The following is an 18,745-nucleotide window of genomic DNA, read 5'->3' on the forward strand; positions in this document are numbered from 1 at the left end:
GGTGGGGCCCACCCCGCCCCCCTCGGCGGGCGCCCCGCCAGCGGGCCACTGCCCCGACCCGGGCCCCGGCCGGGCGCGGTGTCCTGCCGGGGCGACGGCCGCCCCGCGCCGGCCGGGCGGCGACCTCGCCGGGGGTACGCGCACGGCTTCGGTACGGGGCGCACACGACCCCGACACGTGGGCCCGTTCCGTGCCGGGACGCGTGCCGGGTACCCGTACGGGCGGCCAACACACCCCGGCGGTCGTGCACCGGGCGCCTGACACAGCGCCATCTTCCGTCCCCGGCGCGCCGCCACCGGGCATTGACGGCACCGCCATCCGGTGGGCCCGTGGGTGGAGGTGGCGCCGCCGGGTGGGAGGGGAGTGCAGGGAGGAGCGTGATGGGTGCGAGGAGCAGGTGTGGTGTGGTGTGGGGTGAGGTGGGTGGGAGTGGGGCGGAGTGGGGTGGGGTGCGTTGGGGTGGGTTGGTTTGGAGTGGGGCTGGGTGGGTGGGTGCCTAGAGTTCGGCTTCGATCGCGGCGGCGGTCTCGCGCAGCAGGGGGGCGAAGCGGGCGGCGCGTTCGGCGCCCATCCGGGTGCTGGGCGCGGAGACGGTCACGGCGACCACGCAGGCGCCCTCGCGGTCGTACACGCCGACGCCGATGCCGTGCACGTCGGGCACGCTCTCGTCGATGTTGAGCGCGTAGCCGCGCTGGCGGCACTCGGCCAGGTCGCGCTCCAGCGCCGCGAGGTCGGGCAGCGTCGCGGACGTCAGGTGGTCAAGACCTGCGGGGTAGATCATGCGCACCGTCTCGCCGGGGAGTTCGGCCAGTTGGGCCTTGCCGCCGGCGGTCGAGTAGGCCGGGAGCCGGTCGCCGGTGCGTGGGGCGACGCGCAGTGGTTGTGGCCCCTCGACGCCGTCCAGGAACACCGCGTCGGGGCCATCGAGTTGGAGCAGGTTGGTGGTCTCGGCCGCGGCGTCGCGCAGCCGCTCCAGGTGCGGCCGGGCCAGTCGGACCAGCTCCCTGGTGCCGATGCGGCGGCGGGACTCCACCACGGCCCGGCCGTGGGCCAGGCCGAGGAGTACGGGGCCGAGCCGGTACTGCCGGCCGTCGGGGACCTGTTCGACGAAGCCGTGCCCGCGGAGCGTGGACAGCAGTCGGTGTGCGGTGGAGCGGGCGACGCCGAGGTGTTCGCTGACGTCGGTGACCCGGACGGCGTCCCGGCCGCCCAGGTAGACCAGGGTGCGCAGCGCGTTCGCCACCGAGCTCGCGCCGTAGACGTCGCCTTCCGGAGTGTTCTGCATGGCCGAAAGCTTAGTCCGAGGCGTTCTGCGCTACGGAAGGGTAGGGCGGCTGGCACGGGGTGGTGGGGTGTCGGCCGGCGCTGGAGGATGGGCTGTCGGCCAGCGGGGGGTGGGGGGGGGGGGCGGGGGGGGGGGGGGGGGGGGGGGGGGGGGGGGGGGGGGGGGGGGGGGGGGGGGGGTGCCGGGGGGGGGGGGGGGGGGCGGGGGGGGGGGGGGGGGGGGCGGGGGGGTTGGGGGGGGGGCCCCCGGGTTGGGGGGGGGGCGGCGGGGGTTAGCGCGCGCCCGCGCGGGTGGTGGTCTCCTTCGTCCGGGCGGCGGTGGAGTCGGTGGCGCCGGCGGTGTCCATCGAGTCCGTCTGCTCGGGCGCGTCCGGTGGGGCCGGGGTGGCGTCGGCCTCGGACAGGCCGATGCGGGAGTGCAGGGTGCGCAGCGCCTTCGGCGCGTACCAGGCCGCCCCGCCGAGCAGGCGCATGGCGGCGGGTACCAGGACGCCGCGGACCAGGAGGGCGTCGATGACGATCGCCAGGCCGCTGCCCAGGCCGAACATCATCAGGAAGCTGATCTTGCTGGTGCCGAAGGCGAAGAAGCTCACCGAGAGCAGGCCGGCGGCGACGGTGACGATGCGGCCGGTGCGGGCCAGCCCGTCGGTGACCACGCGGTGGCCGGTGACGCCCGCGTCGTGGAGTTCCTTCATCCGGCTCGTGACGAAGACCTCGTAGTCCATGGAGAGCCCGAAGGCGACGCACAGCAGCAGGATCGTCATGGAGGTGTCCAGCGGCTGGGCGGTGAAGTCCAGGACTCCCGTGCCGTGGCCGTCGGCGAAGATCCAGGCCATGACGCCGAGCGCCGCCGCCAGGCTGATGGCGTTGAGGAGCAGCGCGCGCAACGGTTGGACCACGCTGCCGGTGAACAGGAAGAGCAGGACGAACGTGGTGAGCGCGATGAGTCCGCCGGCCAGCGGCAGCCGGGAGTTGATGGCGTGGATGGTGTCGACGAGTTGTGCGTCCGTGCCGCCCACGAGCACCTCGGCGCCGGCCGGCGGCGGCACGGCGCGTACGGACCGCACCAGGTCCTTCGCCTGTGCGGACTTCGGGGCGGGCGCGCCGACGACGACCAGGCGCTGGGCACCTGGGCTGGCGAGCGCCCGGGCGGCGGGCGTGGCCTGTTGGTGGTCGCCCGCGCGGTAGGTGCCGGCACTGGTGTCCACCCGGACGACGCCGTCGAGTCGGGACAACTGCGCGGCGTACGTACGCAGCGGCGCGCCCGTGACCGGTCCGGTGGCGATCACCTGGAGGGCGTCGCTGTCGTTCTCGGGGAAGTCGCGCTGCATCTGGGTGGCGACCTGCCGGCTGGCCGAGTCCTGGGGCAGGACGCGTTCGTCCGGGGTGCCGAAGGACACGCCGAGCAGCGGGCTCGCGGCGAGCAGCAGGACGGCGAGGACCGGCAGCGCGGTCAGGGCGGGCCGGCGCATGACGAGCCCGGCCAGCCGGCCCCACCAGGGTGCTTCGGCGCCGCGGTGGGCCGAGGTGAAGGGCACCCGTCCGCTGTTCACCTTGGGGCCGAGGACCGCCAGCAGGGGTGGAATCACCAGCAGGGCGCTGAGTACGGCCATGATCACCACGCCGATGCCGGCGTAGGCGAAGGAGCGCAGGAAGAAGGGTGGGAACAGCAGGAGTGCGGCGAGGGCTGCCATCACGGTGGCGGCCGAGAAGACGATGGTGCGGCCGGCCGTACGCACCGTGGTGTGCAGCGCTCGTGGCACCGGGGCGCCGGTGGCGAGTTCTTCGCGGAACCGGCTGACGAGCAGTAGTGCGTAGTCGATGCCGAGGCCGAGGCCGAGTGCGGTGGTCAGGTTGATCGCGAACACGGACACGTCGGTGAGGCTGCCGAGGACGAAGAGTTCCGCGAAGGTGCCGACGATCGCCACCAGGCCCACGACCAGCGGCAGCGCGGCGGCGACCAGGCTGCCGAAGACCAGGGCCAGCAGGATGAGGGTGACGGGGATGGCGATGGCTTCGGCGAGGGCGAGGTCCTTGCCGACCTGGGCGGTGATGTCGTTGCCGGCGGCGGCCTGTCCGCCGGCCTGGACCCGGACGCCGCCGTGCTCGCCGCCGTAGCGGTCCACGAGTTTCTTCGCCCGGTCCTCGGTCTGGCTGTCGTCGCCCTGGACATGGGCCACCACCAGTGCCTTGTGTCCGTCCTTCGAGGTCAGGGCGGTGCCGCCGGCGTCCCATGCGGAGCGGACCTGGGTGACGTGCGGCTCGTTCCGCAGGCCGGCGGCGATGGCCCGGCCGCGTTCGGCCACGGCCGGTGCCGGGCCGTCGGGTGCGCGGTCGCCCCCGGTGTCGCCCCGTGCGGGTTGGACGAGGAAGACGAGGTTGGCGTCGCCCCCGAAGCGCGTGTCGACCAGGGCCCTGGCCCGGGTGGAGTCGGCGTTCGGGTCGTCGAACCCGCCGCCTTGTAGCTTGCCGAAGGCGCCCACGCCCACGGCCGCCATGGCGACCACGGCCACGGCGGCCAGCGTCAGCATCAGTCGGGCCCGCGCGAGTGCGACACGGGCGATCCAGGTGAACATCGAGCAGCATCTCCTCGTGACGGTGGCTCAGCCGGCCGGGCGGGCACGGTTCCTGGGCGCCTGCTCGTCGCTCGCTCGCGACGGGCCAGGGGGTGCCCTGTGGTGCCGTACGCCACGCGTCGACGGGGTCGGTGGGCGTGCGGGGCACGCGCCGCCGGCCTGTCGGCGGGCCGGCTGCCGCCTCTCTGCGGTGTCCCACCGCCGTGTGGCGCCGGCACGGTTCGTCGTGCGCGGCGTCCACGACGGCAGACACACCCCCGTAAGCAGCAAGTTTCACTATCCATAATAGAGAGCAGCACTCTCCAATAGCTAGTCCGATTCGGAGAATCCCGCATCCGGGCCCTCCCTCGCCGGCGCGCACCCCGCCAACACCCCGCATCAGCAGCGATGTTGACGTTCCGAGCGTGGGCGCTCGATGCACCACACACCTACTGCCCGTCCCCACGGGAGGGGCTTGCTGTTCGACAGAGCAGAACTCTGCTCAACACCCATTCCACTGTGCAGGCATCATCTCTACATTGAGGGTCCTGACAGCGCCGCGCCGGTCGTGGCCGCCGCGATCCGCGCGGGCCGTGGTAGGCGGTGGCGCACGGGGTACCAACCCCTATGGCTTCGGCGAGTACCACCACACGGGGCGACGCGATCGAGGCGCCCCCTTGGCGTCACGCCGCGGGCCGCCAGGTCCCCGCTCCCGAGCAAGGAGATCCGATGAAGGCTGCACCGGAGGACGTTCCGGCCCCAGATCCGGTGACCGGTGGCGGGTCCCGCAAGGGCGCGGTCGGCATGGCCGGACGCCTTCGCCCCTGGCACTCCCTGTGGCTGTTGCTGCTCCTGGGTTGGACGGTCAGCGCGGCCGACCGCGCGGTCACCGGGCCCGTGGTCTCCTGGATGATCGACAACGGGGTGGGGTTCCTCGCCGACGCCGACAATCCGCACGCACTGGGCGGGTTGATCGGTGGGCTGTTCTTCGCGGGTTACATGCTCACCCAGTTCCCGGGCGGCTACCTCGGGGACCGGTACGGCCATCGCACGCTCATCGTGGTCAGCCTGTTGTGGGCCGGCATCGCCACCATCGTGACCGGATTCCTGGGTGGGTTGATCGCCTTCATCGTGGTCCGTGTGGTGACCGGGCTCGGCGAGGGCGCCTTCTACTCCAACGACCGGACCCTGGTCACCGCGGCCACCCCGCCGCGCGACCGCAGCCTGGCCATGGGGGTGGTGATCACCGGTCTCGCGTTCGGCATCACCATCGCCATCGTGGGCACGCCCCACTTCATCGACGTGGGCAAGTGGGTACTGCCCGACGTCGAAGCCTGGCGGATGGCCTTCTGGATACTGGGGGTCGCCACCCTGCTCGTCGGCCTGGCCACCACCTGGTACTTCCGTACGCACTTGCAACTACGCACCGTCTGTCTGGCCACCGCGCACCTGGGTGCCTACGCCGCCGTCTCGCTCACCCTGGTGATGGCCGTGTACGTGATCGGCGACCGCTCGGGCCTGTCCGACCTGTGGATCGCGGTGCTCGAAGTCGCGCTGGCCGCGGGGCTCGTGCTGTTCGCGCTGGCCCGCAAGGGGGAAGAGCTCGGGCCCGTTCTGAAGAACCGCGATCTGCTCCTCCTCTACCTCGCCAACATCGCGATCCTGTGGAACCTGTGGTTCTTCAGCTTCTGGTCCGTCTCGATCGTGGCGGGCGCCGCGCACTCCTCCTTCGCGAGCGCGGCGCTGACCGCGGGCTTCAACGCCGGCGCCGGCATTCTCGGCTTCCCCGCAGGTGGTTGGCTCTCCGACCACGGGCTGCGGCGCGGCTGGAGCCGCAAGTCGATCATGCTGTCCTGCACCGCGGTCCAGGCCCTGCTGACGGTTGCCTTCGCGTGGTACCTCGGCGCCGCCGCGCAGCCCTCGCTGTGGGTGATGGGGGTGCTGCTGTTCACCGCCAGTCTCTTCTTCAACGCCCTCCAGCCGGTGGGACACGCCCTGACCGCCGAGCTCGCGCCGCCGGACCTGCGCGGTTCGGCGTTCGGTATGGAGAACCTCATCGGCGAGACGGGGGCGGTGCTCTCACCAGCCGTCGGCGGTGTGTTGCGCGACTCCACCGGGAGTTGGACCGCGGCCGTCTGGCTGGACGCGGCCATTGTCGCCGCCGGCTTCTGTCTTCTCATCGGCGTTCGCAGCCGTAAATCTCTGCCGGGGTAACCCGTCGTCGCACCGCCCACCCGTGGGCCTCTGGGGCCCGCCGGACCACCTCGGTGGCCGGCCGGGCCTTTCCCTCCCAGAAACACCAGAACAAAGGAACCACCACGATGCGCACCGTCCGCGACGCCGCCTTCGACGTCCTGCGTCAGCACGGCATGACGACCTTCTTCGCCAACCCGGGCTCCACCGAGGTGTCGCTCCTCACCGACCTCCCCGGCGACCTCTCCTTCGTCCTCGCCCTCCACGAGGGTTCGGTGGTGGGGGCCGCGACCGGTTGGGCCATCGCACGGGAGGAGCCGGCACTGGTCCTGCTGCACACCACGGCCGGGCTCGGCAACGCGGTCGGCGCGCTGGCCACCGCACGGGTCAACCGGGCGCCGCTGGTCGTCATCGTCGGCCAACAGGACCGCCGCCACTTGGCCCAAGTACCGTTTCTCACCGGCCAGTTGGAGGGGCTGGGCGGCGACTATCCGGTACGGGTGGAGACCCCGACCCGCGCCCAGGACGTGCCCGGCGCGATCGGTCGGGCCGCCCACGCCGCCCGCATCCGACGCGGTCCCGCGCTGGTGATCGTGCCCATGAACGACTGGGCGGAGCCCGCGGACGATCTGCCGTTGCCCGCGCCGACCGTCCTGCGCCAGGCCACCGGCGCCGATCCGGAGACCGTCGACCACCTCGCGGGCCTGCTGGCCGCTTCCCACTCCCCCACTCTGGTCGCCGGGGCCGCCGCGGACACTGACGCCGGCTGGGCCGCGCTGGTCGCGCTCGCGGAGCGGCTCAACTGCCCGGTGTGGCAGGAGTCGTTCGGCGCTCGCGCCGGCTTCCCGCAGGACCACCGGCTGTTCGCCGGCCACCTGCCGGCGGACCGCACCCGGCTGCGCGACACCCTGGCCCCCTACGATCTCGTACTCGCCGTCGGCGCCCCGATCCTCCGCCAATACGCCTACGTGCCGGGCCCGTTGGTGCACCAGGGCACCCGGCTCGCGCTGATCACCGACGACGTCGACGAGGCCCAACGCGCCCCGGCCGAACTCGCCGTGCTCGCCCCGCTGCCCGCCTTCTGCGCCGCCCTGGCGCAGCGGGTGCCGGCACGCGCACAGGCGCCGGCGATCCCCGCCCGGGCCGAGCGGCCGAGTCCGCCGCTGCCGGGCGAGTCGCTGCGCGCCGCCCATGTGCTGTCCGCGATCGCCGACCGGCTGCCCGCCGATACGGTGCTGGTCGAGGAGACCCCGTCCAGCCGCCCCGATCTGCACGCCCTGGTGCCGGCCCGGCAGCCGCTCGACTTCCTCAGCGCGGCCATGGGTGGGCTGGGTTTCGCGCTACCCGCGGCGATCGGCGTACGAATGGCCGCGCCGCACCGGCCGGTGGTCGCCGTCGTCGGCGACGGCTCCTCGCTCTACCAGATCCAGGCCCTGTGGACCGCCGCCCACTACGGGGTCGGCGCGGTCTTCATCGTGTTGGCCAACGGACGCTACGCCATCATGGACAGGCTTGCCGAACAGCAGGGTGGCAAGGCACCCTGGCCCGCATTCGACGAGGTCAGCGTCTGCTCGCTGGCTGAGTCGCTGGGTTGCTCCGCGCGTCGCATCACCCGTTACGAAGAGCTGGTGGGAGAGCTAAGCTCGCTGGCCACGTCGCTGGGAACGCGTACGGAGCCGCTCGTGCTTGAGGTCGTCGTCGAGCCCGATCCGGCCTTTCGACCGTGATTGCCGGGGCCTCGCGCCCCGCCTGTATCCGCTCATCAAGGAGTCTGTGATGTCTCTTCTCGACCCGTCCCTGTGGTCCGGCAAGGTTGGCATCGGCGGCTGGGTCAGCGCCGCCGGCGGCCAACGTCCCGTTGTCGAACCTGCCACCGGGGACACCCTGGAGCACGTCGGTTCCGGGAGCGCCGAGGACATCGCGCGCGCCGCCGAGCGGGCCGCCGCGGCCCAGCGGGAGTGGGCGGCCACGCCCTACGTCGAGCGGGCGGCCGTGTTGCGGCGGGCCGGCGACCTGTTCGTCAAGCACGCCGACGAGATACACCAGTGGCTGGTCCGCGAGGCAGGCAGCGTGCCGGGTAAGGCCGCTTTTGAGACGAATCTGGCCGCCCAGGAGTGCTACGAGGCGGCGGCGCTGGTGTCCCGTCCGTTCGGTGAGTTGTTGCCGTCGGCTCAGCCGCGACTGAGCATGGTGCGCCGGGTACCGGTGGGCGTGGTCGGTGTGATCGCGCCGTTCAACGCACCGTTGGTGCTGGCCACCAGGTCGGTGGCGCCGGCGCTGGCACTGGGCAATGCGGTGGTGCTCAAGCCGGACCCGCGGACCGCGGTGTGCGGCGGGGTGGCGGTGATGCGGGTCTTCGAGGAGGCCGGGTTGCCGGCGGGAGTGCTCGCGGTGGTGCCCGGCGGGGCCGAGGCCGGGCATGCGCTGGTAGTCGATCCGCACACCCGGGTGATCTCCTTCACCGGCTCGACGGCGGCCGGCCGCAAGGTCGGGGCGGTGGCGGCCGAGCGGCTGAAGCGGGTCCACCTGGAACTCGGCGGCAACTCCGCGCTGATCGTGCTGCCCGATGCCGACCTGGAGCGCGCGGTGACCACGGCCGCCTGGGGCGCGTACTTCCACCAGGGGCAGATCTGCATGACCACCGGGCGGCACCTGGTGCACGCCTCGATCGCCGATGAGTACGCCGAGCGCTTGGCCCACAAGGCCGAGCAGTTGACCGTGGGCAACCCGGCGACGGACGAGGTGGCGCTCGGGCCGATCATCGACGCCGCCCAGCGCGACAAGATCCACCAGTTGGTGACCGCGAGCGTGCAGGGCGGCGCCCGGCTGGCGGCCGGCGGTACGCACCAGGACCTGTTCTACCGGCCGACGGTGCTCACCCAGGTCACCGACGACACCCCGGCCTACGCCGAAGAGGTCTTCGGACCGGTCGCCCCGATACGCGCCTTCGCCGACGTCGACGAGGCGGTGGGACTGGCCACCGCCGGCGAGTACGGGCTGTCGCTCGGCATCATCACCCGCGACGTGATGCACGGGCTGCACGTCGCCGAGCGCATCCCCACGGGGTTGGTGCACATCAACGACCAGACGGTCAATGACGAGGCGCTGGCTCCGATGGGTGGCATGGGTGCGTCCGGCACCGGCGTCCGCTTCGGCGGTGTGGCCAACATCGACGCGTTCACCGAGACGCGCTGGATCACGGTACGCGCACAGGAGGCCAGCTACCCCATCTGACCTGCACGAACAGCCGCCGGGCGGGCGCCTTCCACGGGAGGGAGCCCGCCCGGTGGCGTGTCCGGTGGGATGACCGGTGGCGTATTCCGCGGAAGTCCGAGCCGTTGCGGCTGCGCGGCTGGTGGCACACCCGACCGGTCACGGCCGGGCCCGGACGGAGCTGGGTTGGGCGGGGCTGAGCCGAGTTAGGCCGGCGGAGCGGGGCCGGCGGGGCGCCGCTTGCCACCCGTTGACAGCCGCCCGTGCCGCCCCGATACTCATGCCACTTCGCCAACGAAATAAAGTTCACTACGCGAACGGGCGCCATGGCTGCGCGCCCGAGGACCATGATGCCCCACACCTGCCGAACCGCCGACCGACTCCTCCCTCCGACCCTCAACTCCATGAAACACAGAAGTAGTTGGCCATGTCACAGGGCCGGGATGCGGACGAAGCGCTCGGCGATGTGCAGGTCGGCTTCGATGCGCCGGGCGGTGTCCCGGAGGGTGGGCAGCAGGTCCCGTACGCAGGCGTCCAGGGTGCGGCGGCTGGTGTGCATGGCGACGTTGACGGCGGCCACCGTACGCCCCGCCCGGTCACGCACCGGCACGGCGAGCGAGCGCAGCCCCTCTTCCAGTTCCTCGTCGACCAGGGCGTAACCCTGGCGTGCCACCTTCGTCAGCAGGGTGAGCAGGTCGGCCTGGCCGGTGACGGTGTGCGGGGTGAGGGCCCGGGGCGTGGCGCGGGCGATGCGGGCGCGGCGCTCGGCCGGGGGCAGGTCGGCGAGGAGGATCCGCCCCATCGAGGCGGCGTACGCGGGGAAGCGGGTGCCCAGGGTGATGTTGACGCTCATCACGCGGCTGGTGGCGATGCGGGCGGTGTAGCGGATGTCGTCGCCGTCGAGCACGGCCAGCGAGGCGGAGTCGTGCACTTCCTGGACGAGGGACGCCAGGTGGGGGGTGGCGATTTCGGCGAGGGTGGTGCGCGAAAGCGGGGGGTAGCCGAGGGCGAGCACCTGGGGGGTGAGCCGGTAGGTGCCGTCCTCAGCGGTGGCGTAGCCGAGGTGGGTCAGGGTGATCAGGGCGCGTCGGACGGTGGCCCGGGCCAGGCCGGTGGCGGTGGCGATGGCGGCCAGGGTGAGTCGGTCGCGGCCCGCGTCGAAGGCGGTCAGTACGGTCAGTCCGCGGGCCAGGGACTCCACGAATTCGGCGCCGAGTTCCTGCTTGGACGCGTTGGTCCAGTCGGCGAGTCCCGCGGTGGGGGCCGGGTGGGCCGCGGGGGTGTCGGTGGCCGCGGTCGCCCCGCTGAGCAGCGCCTGTTCCATGGCACGGACCGTGGCGCGGGCGCGGGGCAGCACGGAGCGGCGGAGCGAGGCGGCGCTGTGCCGGCTGGTGTGGCTGACGACGCTGAGGGCACAGGCGGGCTGCCCGTCGGGGGCGCGGACGAGCAGTCCGATGGCGATGAGGCCGGGTTCGATGCGCTGATCGTCCTCGGCCCAGCCGCGGCGGCCGGCCTGCGCCGCGCGCTCCGCGAAGTCCGTCCGGTCGCCTGCTTCCTCGCCCTGCGGGGCGGGGGGTAGCACGCGGGAGAAGTCGGTGCGCCGGTCTCCGGTGCGCCCGTCCTCGCGCCACCGCTCCCACTGGGCGCTGGTCCAGTCGGCGGCGAACAGCGGTCCGGGGGCGGTGCGCTCGATCGGCAGGAGGTCGCCGATGCGGAAGGTGAGGGACATGGCGCGGCGGCGGGTCGCCTGGTGGACGAAGCGGATGCCGTCGCCGTCAGGCACGGCGAGCGAGACCGATTCGTCGAGCTCTTCGGCGAGTTCGTCGGCGAGCGGGCCGAGGGGGCCGGGCAGGGCGAGGGCGGCCAGGTAGGCGTTGCCGAGTTCCATCAGGCGTGGTGCGAGCACGGCGGTGTACTGGTCGAGGCGCAGATAGCCCATGCGGGCCAAGGTGGCCACCACGCGGTCGATGGTGGAGCGGGCGAATCCGGTGTCGCGCACCAGGTCGCTCAGGCTGAGCCGACCGCCGGCCGCGCTGAGGGCGCGTAGTACGGCGATGCCCCGCAGGAGTGGCCCGACCGTCTCGGCGGGCGGGTGGGGGGCGGTGGAGCCGGTGGGTCGGTGCGCTGACATCGGGTACTCCGAAGGGATCTATGGCGGCCTGGGCGCCCAGGGTAGCGGTCTCGGTAACAGAGCGTAACTGCGCTCCGATGGGCTGTGGATAACGGGGCGTTGACATGCATGACGGCGACACGCAGACTGACCCACATCAATGAACTTTAGTTCACCTGGCGAACGCAGACGAGGGTGTCATCCGGCGCCCGTAGCGGGGCGCCAGTTCGGGACAAGGAAACCCCCTGCATGGACAAAGTCAGAGCGACTGCCGCGGAGGCGGTCCAGGACCTGCCCGACGGCGCCTCGCTCGCGGTGGGCGGCTTCGGGCTCAGCGGCGTACCGAACGTGCTGATCCAAGCGGTGCACGCGCGGGGTGTCGGCCGCCTCAGCGTGGTGTCCAACAACTGTGGTGTGGACGGCGGTGGCCTCGGCGTGTTGCTCGCGGCGGGCCGCATCGCCAAGGTCACCGGGTCCTACATCGGCGACAACCGGGAGTTCGCCCGCCAGTACCTCGGCGGTGAGCTGGAAGTGGAGTTGGTGCCACAGGGCACCCTCGCCGAACGGCTGCGCGCCGGGGGCTGCGGCATCCCGGCCTTCTACACCCCGGCCGGCGTCGGTACCCAGGTGGCGGCCGGCGGGTTGCCGCTGCGGTACGCGCGGCGCACCGCGGAGCAGGCCGCTTCGGGGGCGGGCGCCAGTGAGGTGGCCGTGGCCTCGCCGGCCAAGGAGGTCCGCGACTTCGACGGACGCTCGTACGTGCTGGAGCGCGGCATCACCACGGACTTCGCCCTGGTGCGGGCGGCCCGCGGGGACCGGCACGGGAATCTGGTCTTCCGGCGTGCCGCGCGCAACTTCAACCCGCTGGCCGCGATGGCCGGCCGGATCACCGTCGCCGAGGTGGAAGAGCTGGTCGAGCCCGGGGTGCTGGACCCGGACGCGGTCCACGTACCCGGCGTGTTCGTCCAGCGCGTGGTGGAACTGACGCCCGAGCAGGCGTCGGCCAAGGGCATCGAGCGGCGCACCACCTCCGCGCCCGTGACGCAAGGGACGGTGTGAGCCGATGGCATGGACACGCGAGGAGATGGCGGCGCGGGCCGCGGCCGAGCTGACCGACGGCGCGTACGTGAACCTGGGCATCGGGCTGCCCACGCTCATCCCCGGGCTACTGCCGGCGGGGGTGGACGTGGTGATCCACTCGGAGAACGGCATCCTGGGCGTCGGGCCCTACCCCACGCCCGACGAGGTGGACCCCGACCTGGTCAATGCGGGCAAGGAGACGGTCACCGTGACTCCGGGCGCCGCGTTCTTCGATTCCGCGCTCTCCTTCGGCATGATCCGGGGCGGGCACATCGACGTGGCCGTGCTGGGCGCCATGCAGGTCTCGGCCGCCGGTGACCTGGCCAACTGGTCGGTTCCGGGAAAGCTGGTGAAGGGCATGGGCGGGGCGATGGACCTGGTGCACGGCGCCCGGCGGGTGATCGCGCTGACCGACCATCGGGCGAAGGACGGCTCGCCGAAGATCGTCGAGCGGTGCACGCTGCCGCTGACCGGCGCCGGCTGTGTGCACCGCATCATCACCGACCTGGGCGTGTTGGATGTGACCGCGGACGGCCTGGTGCTGGTCGAGACCGCGCCCGGCGTCAGCGTGGCGGAGCTCAAGCAGCACACGGCCGCCCCCGTCCACGTTCCGGCACCCGCCCCGTGATCGACCACTCCAGGAGCACCCGTCCCTGGGGCACCCACCTCATGGGCCACCACCTCGCGGGCGACCACCCCAGGAACGCCCATTCCGCGAGCACCCGCCTCGCAACCGTCCACCCTGCGAACACCCACCGCGCGAACATCGGCCCCACCACCGTCCACCCCGCGAGCGTTCGCCTAGTGAACGTTCCCCCATCCACCGTACGAAGCAGTCGGCCGGGTGCGGCGCCGCTCCGGCCCGCCGGCCAGCGCACCAGGAGTTGAGCCCATGACCGACCGTCTGCGCGATGTCTACGTCGTCGATGCCGTACGCACTCCGATCGGCAAGTACGGCGGCGCGCTGTCCGGGGTGCGCCCCGACGACCTCGCCGCCGGGGTACTGCGGGCCCTGGTGGACCGTACGTCGGAGCTGGACCCGGCCCGTATCGACGACGTGTTCTTCGGCAATGCCAATGGTGCCGGTGAGGAGAACCGGGACGTGGCGCGGATGGCCGTGCTGCTCGCCGGGTTGCCGGTCACCGTGCCCGGCACCACCGTGAACCGGCTGTGCGGCTCCGGCATGGAGGCGGTCATCCAGGCGGCCCGCGCCATTGCGGTCGGGGACGCGTCGATCGCGGTGGCCGGTGGCGTGGAGTCGATGAGCCGGGCGCCCTGGGTGCTGCCCAAGCCGGCGCGCGGTTTCCCGGCCGGCCACCAGGAGCTGTACTCCACCACCCTGGGCTGGCGGATGGTCAACCCCAAGCTGCCCGACGCATGGACGGTGCCGCTCGGTGAGGGTGCCGAACTGGTCGCCGACCGGTACGGCATCGACCGTACGGCTCAGGACGCATTCGCGCTGGCCAGCCACGAGAAGGCGGTGCGCGCCTGGCAGCAGGGGAAGTACGACGCCGAGGTGGTGCAGGTGGCGGGCGCCCCGCTGGAGCGGGACGAGACGATCCGCGCCGACAGCAGCGCGGCGGCCCTCGCCAAGCTCAAGCCCGTCTTCCGCCCGGACGGCACGGTGACCGCCGGCAACTCCTCCCCGCTGAGCGACGGGGCCGCCGCCCTGTTGCTCACCGACGAGGCGGGGTTGCGGGCCACCGGTCGGCAGCCGTTGGCGCGGATCGCCGCATCGGCGGTCACCGGCGTCGAGCCGCAGTACTTCGGCATCGGCCCGGTCACCGCCGTACGACGGGCGCTGGAGCGGGCCGGGCGCGGCCTGGCCGACCTGCGGGCCGTGGAGCTGAACGAGGCGTTCGCGGCCCAGGCGCTGGGCTGCCTCGGCGAGTGGCCCGAGTTGGACCCGGCCGTGGTCAACCCGCGCGGCGGTGCCATCGCGATCGGTCATCCGCTGGGTGCTTCCGGGGCCCGCATCACCGGTGCCATCGCCCACCAGCTCGCCGCCGCGGGCTCCGGAACCGGCCTGGCCGCGCTGTGCATCGGCGTCGGTCAGGGCCTGGCCCTCGTCTTGGAGAGGTGATCAACCCCATGTCCTCCGCTTCCCTGCCTTCCCAGCGCACCGGTTCGACCGCCGCTGCGGCCCGTCCCGCGGGCCCGGTCGCGGCCCCGCCCACCCAGCGGGAGATCGACGCGGACATCGGCGTCACCCAGGCGCGCGTGCGCGCGGAGGTCGCGGCCGGTGCCGCCTCCCCCGACCATCCGCCGCGCGACTTCGCCCCGTACCGCAGCAGCGTGCTGCGCCACCCGAAACAGCCGCTGGTGAGCGTGGGCGACCCGGAGGCGGTCGAGTGGTACGGGCCGGTCTTCGGGGTCACCGACGTGACCGAGACGGACGCGGACCTGACCCGGCAGCACATCGGGGAGCCGCTGGGCGAGCGGATCACGGTCAGCGGGCGGGTCACCGACCGGGCCGGACGGCCGGTGCGCGGGCAGTTGGTGGAGATTTGGCAGGCCAACGCGTCGGGCCGGTACGCGCACCAGCGCGACCAGCACCCGGCCCCGCTGGACCCGAACTTCACCGGTGTCGGCCGGTGCCTCACCGATGACGCGGGCCGCTACCGGTTCACCACCGTCAAGCCGGGTGCCTACCCGTGGCGCAACCACGACAACGCCTGGCGGCCGGCGCACATCCACTTCTCGCTGTTCGGCACCGCCTTCACCCAGCGGCTGGTGACGCAGATGTACTTCCCCGGCGATCCGCTCTTCCGCTACGACCCGATCCTCCAGTCGGTCACCGACGAGTCCGTCCGGCAGCGCCTGGTCGCGGCCTACGACCATGCGCTGTCGGTGCCCGAATGGTCCCTCGGCTACCGCTGGGACATCGTGCTGGACGGCCCGACCGCCACGCTCCCCGACCCCGAGGAGGGCTCCTGATGCCGCACCCCACTCCCTCCCAGACCGTCGGCCCGTTCTACGGGTACGCGCTGCCCTTCCCCGGCGGGCCGCAGCCGGCGCCACCCGGTCATGCGGACGCGGTCACGGTGCACGGCGCGGTGTACGACGGGGCGGGCCAGCCCATACCCGACGCGCTGGTGGAGTTCTGGCAGGCGGCGCCCGACGGTTCGCGCACCGGCCGGCCGGGTTCGCTGCGCCGCGACCCGGTCACCGGCGGATACCTCGGTCGGGACGGCGTCCACTTCACCGGGTTCGCACGGGTGGCGACCGACGCGGACGGGCACTGGAGCGTGCACACCCTGCGCCCGCCGGCCAGCGCACCGTACCTGTCGGTGTGCCTGTTCGCCCGCGGGCTGCTGCACCACCTGTTCACCCGCGTCTACCTGGCCGAGCCGGCCGCCGACCCGCTGCTGGCCAAGCTGCCTGCGGCGCGCCGGGCGACGCTGCTGGCGCAACCGGACGGCGATCGGGTATACCGCCGTGACCTGCACATCCAGGGGGAGAAGGAGACGGTCTTCCTTGACTTCACCCACTGACCCGAACCGGACCGGCCCTACGGCTGACGCGGCCCGGCCGGACGCGGGTCCTCCGTCCGGTCAGCGCCCCGCAGCGGAGCCGGGCCCGGCCCTGGCCGCCGGCCCGTCCGGGGCGCTGGCCGATCCGCGGGACGTCGGGCTGCTCTCCCCGGTCCGGGTTGCGAGCGGCGTCGATGCACTCACCTCGGACCGCGCCTTCCTCGCGGCCATGCTCGACGCGGAAGCGGCCGTGGTGCGGGCGCAGGCCGCCGTGGGGCTGGCGCCGCCGGCCGCGGCCGATGCGGTGACGGCCGCCGCCCGCGCCGACCGGTACGACCTCGCTTCGCTGGCCAGCCGGGCGGCGGCCGGCGGCAATCCGGTGATCCCGCTGGTCGCCGACCTGACGCGGGCGGTGACCGAGGCCGCGCCCGAACACGCCGCGTACGTGCACCGCGGGCCCACCAGCCAGGACATCATGGACACGGCCAGCATGCTGGTGACGGCCGCCAGCTTGGACGTGGTCTCGGCCGACCTGGCACAGACCGCCGCGCACCTGGCCGACCTGGCCACCAGGCACCGCGACACGCCGATGGCCGGCCGCACCCTGACCCAGCACGCGGTGCCCACCACCTTCGGGTTGAAGGCGGCCGGCTGGCGGGCCCTGGTGCTCGACGCCCGGGAGCGGATCGACCGGGTGCGGGGCGGTTTGCCGGTGCAACTCGGTGGCGCGGCCGGCACGCTCGCCGCCTTCGTGGCCTTCGCCCCCGCCGAGCAGCGACAGGCCGTCACGGAGTCCGTCGGGCTCACCCTCGTCACCGAGTACGCGGCCCAACTCGGCTTGTCCACACCGGAATTGCCGTGGCACGTGTTGCGCACACCGATCGCCGCTGTGGGGGCCGCACTCTCCTTCTGCACGGGTGCACTCGGCAAGTTGGCGTCCGATGTGCTGGTGCTGGCGCGTACCGAGGTCGGCGAGTTGGCCGAGGGCTCCGGGGGTGGCTCGTCGGCCATGCCGCACAAGGCCAATCCGGTTCGAGCCACCCTGATCGCCGCTGCGGCACGTCAAGTGCCGGCGCTGGCTTCGGTGTTGCTGTCCTCCTTGGTCGCGCCCGACGAGCGGCCGGCCGGGCCGTGGCACGCGGAGTGGCAGCCGTTGCGCGATGCGCTGCGCATCACCGGCGGGGCGGCCCACGCCGCGGCCGAGCTGACCGCCACGCTGGTGGTGCGCCCTGAGCGGATGCACGCCAACCTGGCATTGACCGGCGGGCAGTTGCTCACCGAGCGGTTGGCCGCCGAATTGGCGCAGGAGCTGGGGCGGGACCGGGCCAAGACGTTGCTCGGCCGGGCCGCGCGGCGCGCCGCGGAACAGGGTCTCCCGCTGGTGGACGCGGTGGGCGCGGAGCCCGAGTTGGCCGCGGTGCTTTCGGCGGACCGGCTGCGTGAGCTCGTCGAGCCGGGCGGCTACCTGGGCTGTGCCGGCGCCCTCACCGACCGCGCGCTCCGGCGCACCACCCACCCACTCCGGCAGGAACCGCGATGACCACTCCTCTGCATTACCGCATCGACGGCCCCGACGACGCGCCTGCGCTGCTGCTCGGGCCCTCGCTCGGCACCTCGCTGGCCGTCTGGGACCCGCAGGTGGCCGAGTTGGCCCGGGAGTTCCGGGTGGTCCGCTGGGACCTTCCAGGGCACGGCGGTTCGCCCGTCGATGCACTACCGGCCGATCCCACCCTGGCCGATCTGGCCGGGCAGGTGCTCGGGGTGGCCGACGCGCTCGGCATCGACGCGTTCGCGTACGCGGGTGTGTCGCTGGGCGGCACGGTCGGCATCCAGTTGGCCGCCCACCATCCACAGCGGGTGCGTTCGCTGGCGCTGGTGTGCACCTCGGCCCGGTTCGGGCCGCCCGAGCCGTGGCGGGAGCGGGCGCGGGCGGTGCGCGAGCAGGGGGTGGACGCGCTGGCCGATGGTGCTCCGGGGCGCTGGTTCACGCCCGCGTTCGCGGCCGGCGGGCAGCCGGCGGTGGCGGCACTGGTGGCCGATCACCGGGCGGCCGACCCAGAGGCGTACGCGGTCTGTTGTGACCTGCTCGCCGCGCTGGACCTGCGTGCGGAGTTGGCACGGATCACCGCCCCGACGCTGGTCATCGGCGGGCGGGAGGACGTGGCCACGCCGCCGTCGCACGCCAGGGAACTCGTCGACGGCATCGCGGGCGCCAGTCTGGTGGAGGTGGCGCGCGCCGGGCATCTGGCCGGGGTGGAGCAGCCGGCGGCGGTGTTGGCCGCGCTGCGCACGCATCTGGACGCGTCCGCCGGTCCTTCGGCGGAGGCTGGAGAGTTGGATACCTGTGGCGGGTTTTCGCGTCCGGCGGCGATGGCGGTGCGGCGGGCGGTGTTGGGCAACGCGCACGTGGACCGGGCCGTTGCCGGCACCACCGCGTTCACCGCCAGGTTCCAGGACTTCATCACCCGCTACGCGTGGGGCGAGATCTGGACGAGCGAAGTGCTCGACCGGCGCACCCGCAGTTGCATCACGCTGACCGCGCTGGTCGCCGGCGGGCACGACGAGGAACTCGCGATGCACGTGCGGGCGGCCCTGCGGAACGGGTTGACGCCGGAGGAGATCGGCGAGGTGTTGTTGCAGAGCGCGGTGTACGTCGGTGTGCCGGCGGCCAACTCTGCCTTCAAGGTGGCCGCTCGGGTGCTGCGCGAGGTGGCGGCGGAGCCCGACAGCAAGGTCGAGTCCGGCAACGAGGCGGGGCCCGGGGGGGGGGGGGGGGGGGGGGGGGGGGGGGGGGGGGGGCGGGGGGGGGGGGGGGGGGGGGGGGGGGGGGGGGGGGG

14 protein-coding genes are annotated in these 18,745 nt (G+C 73.2%); 11 read left to right on the top strand and 3 right to left on the bottom strand.

What is annotated here, in order from left to right; translation table 11 throughout:
- Positions 1–496: 496 nt before the first annotated feature.
- A complete protein-coding gene (locus tag AAHZ94_RS10465) occupies positions 497–1,285 on the bottom strand; it encodes an IclR family transcriptional regulator (protein ID WP_349992418.1) in 789 nt (262 codons plus the stop codon).
- Positions 1,286–1,344: 59 nt separating this feature from the next.
- On the opposite strand from AAHZ94_RS10465, the gene AAHZ94_RS10470 reads away from it, so the two are divergent.
- Positions 1,345–1,560 (top strand): hypothetical protein, encoded by a 216-nt coding sequence (locus AAHZ94_RS10470; RefSeq protein ID WP_349992420.1) that lies wholly within the window; start codon positions 1,345–1,347, stop codon positions 1,558–1,560.
- Here AAHZ94_RS10470 and AAHZ94_RS10475 read toward each other — a convergent pair.
- Positions 1,557–3,860: an MMPL family transporter gene (locus AAHZ94_RS10475; protein ID WP_349992422.1), complete on the bottom strand. Its 2,304-nt coding sequence runs from the start codon at positions 3,858–3,860 to the stop codon at positions 1,557–1,559. The genes AAHZ94_RS10470 and AAHZ94_RS10475 overlap by 4 nt on opposite strands.
- A gap of 708 nt (positions 3,861–4,568) precedes the next feature.
- Between AAHZ94_RS10475 and AAHZ94_RS10480 the strand changes: the two genes are divergently transcribed.
- From AAHZ94_RS10480 to AAHZ94_RS10490, 3 genes are all read left to right on the top strand, one after another.
- On the top strand, positions 4,569–6,053 hold the full coding sequence (locus AAHZ94_RS10480; protein WP_349992423.1) for an MFS transporter: 1,485 nt from the start codon (positions 4,569–4,571) through the stop codon (positions 6,051–6,053).
- Positions 6,054–6,160: 107 nt separating this feature from the next.
- The gene (locus AAHZ94_RS10485) at positions 6,161–7,759 is read left to right on the top strand and encodes a thiamine pyrophosphate-dependent enzyme (RefSeq protein ID WP_349992425.1); all 1,599 of its coding nucleotides are present in this window, start codon (positions 6,161–6,163) and stop codon (positions 7,757–7,759) included.
- Between the two features lie 49 nt (positions 7,760–7,808).
- The gene (locus AAHZ94_RS10490) at positions 7,809–9,266 is read left to right on the top strand and encodes an aldehyde dehydrogenase family protein (RefSeq protein WP_349992426.1); all 1,458 of its coding nucleotides are present in this window, start codon (positions 7,809–7,811) and stop codon (positions 9,264–9,266) included.
- 409 nt (positions 9,267–9,675) lie between these two features.
- On the opposite strand, the gene AAHZ94_RS10495 is transcribed toward AAHZ94_RS10490, so the two are convergent.
- The gene (locus tag AAHZ94_RS10495; RefSeq protein ID WP_349992428.1) at positions 9,676–11,376 is read right to left on the bottom strand and encodes an IclR family transcriptional regulator domain-containing protein; all 1,701 of its coding nucleotides are present in this window, start codon (positions 11,374–11,376) and stop codon (positions 9,676–9,678) included.
- Between the two features lie 228 nt (positions 11,377–11,604).
- Here AAHZ94_RS10495 and AAHZ94_RS10500 point away from each other — a divergent pair, with 228 nt between their 5' ends.
- From AAHZ94_RS10500 to pcaDC, 7 genes are all read left to right on the top strand, one after another.
- Positions 11,605–12,414 (top strand): CoA transferase subunit A, encoded by an 810-nt coding sequence (locus AAHZ94_RS10500; protein ID WP_349992430.1) that lies wholly within the window; start codon positions 11,605–11,607, stop codon positions 12,412–12,414.
- Between the two features lie 4 nt (positions 12,415–12,418).
- Positions 12,419–13,063: a 3-oxoacid CoA-transferase subunit B gene (locus AAHZ94_RS10505; RefSeq protein ID WP_349992431.1), complete on the top strand. Its 645-nt coding sequence runs from the start codon at positions 12,419–12,421 to the stop codon at positions 13,061–13,063.
- 264 nt (positions 13,064–13,327) lie between these two features.
- Entirely contained in the window at positions 13,328–14,518 is a 1,191-nt protein-coding gene (locus AAHZ94_RS10510) for a thiolase family protein (RefSeq protein WP_349992433.1), read from the top strand.
- An 8-nt stretch (positions 14,519–14,526) separates the two neighbouring features.
- On the top strand, positions 14,527–15,372 hold the full coding sequence (gene pcaH / locus AAHZ94_RS10515) for a protocatechuate 3,4-dioxygenase subunit beta (protein WP_349992434.1): 846 nt from the start codon (positions 14,527–14,529) through the stop codon (positions 15,370–15,372).
- Complete coding sequence (pcaG, locus tag AAHZ94_RS10520; RefSeq protein WP_349992436.1) at positions 15,372–15,929, top strand: protocatechuate 3,4-dioxygenase subunit alpha; 558 nt, start codon at positions 15,372–15,374, stop codon at positions 15,927–15,929. Before pcaH ends, pcaG begins: the two co-directional genes overlap by 1 nt.
- A 91-nt stretch (positions 15,930–16,020) precedes the next feature.
- Entirely contained in the window at positions 16,021–17,448 is a 1,428-nt protein-coding gene (gene pcaB, locus AAHZ94_RS10525; RefSeq protein WP_502964635.1) for a 3-carboxy-cis,cis-muconate cycloisomerase, read from the top strand.
- A partial coding sequence (gene pcaDC, locus AAHZ94_RS10530) for a bifunctional 3-oxoadipate enol-lactonase/4-carboxymuconolactone decarboxylase PcaDC (RefSeq protein WP_349992438.1) occupies positions 17,445–18,745 on the top strand: 1,301 nt, incomplete at its 3' end. The genes pcaB and pcaDC, both read left to right, overlap by 4 nt.

Origin of the sequence: Streptomyces sp. HSW2009, from assembly GCF_040240285.1 — a bacterium.
Taxonomy (GTDB): Bacteria; Actinomycetota; Actinomycetes; order Streptomycetales; family Streptomycetaceae; genus Streptomyces.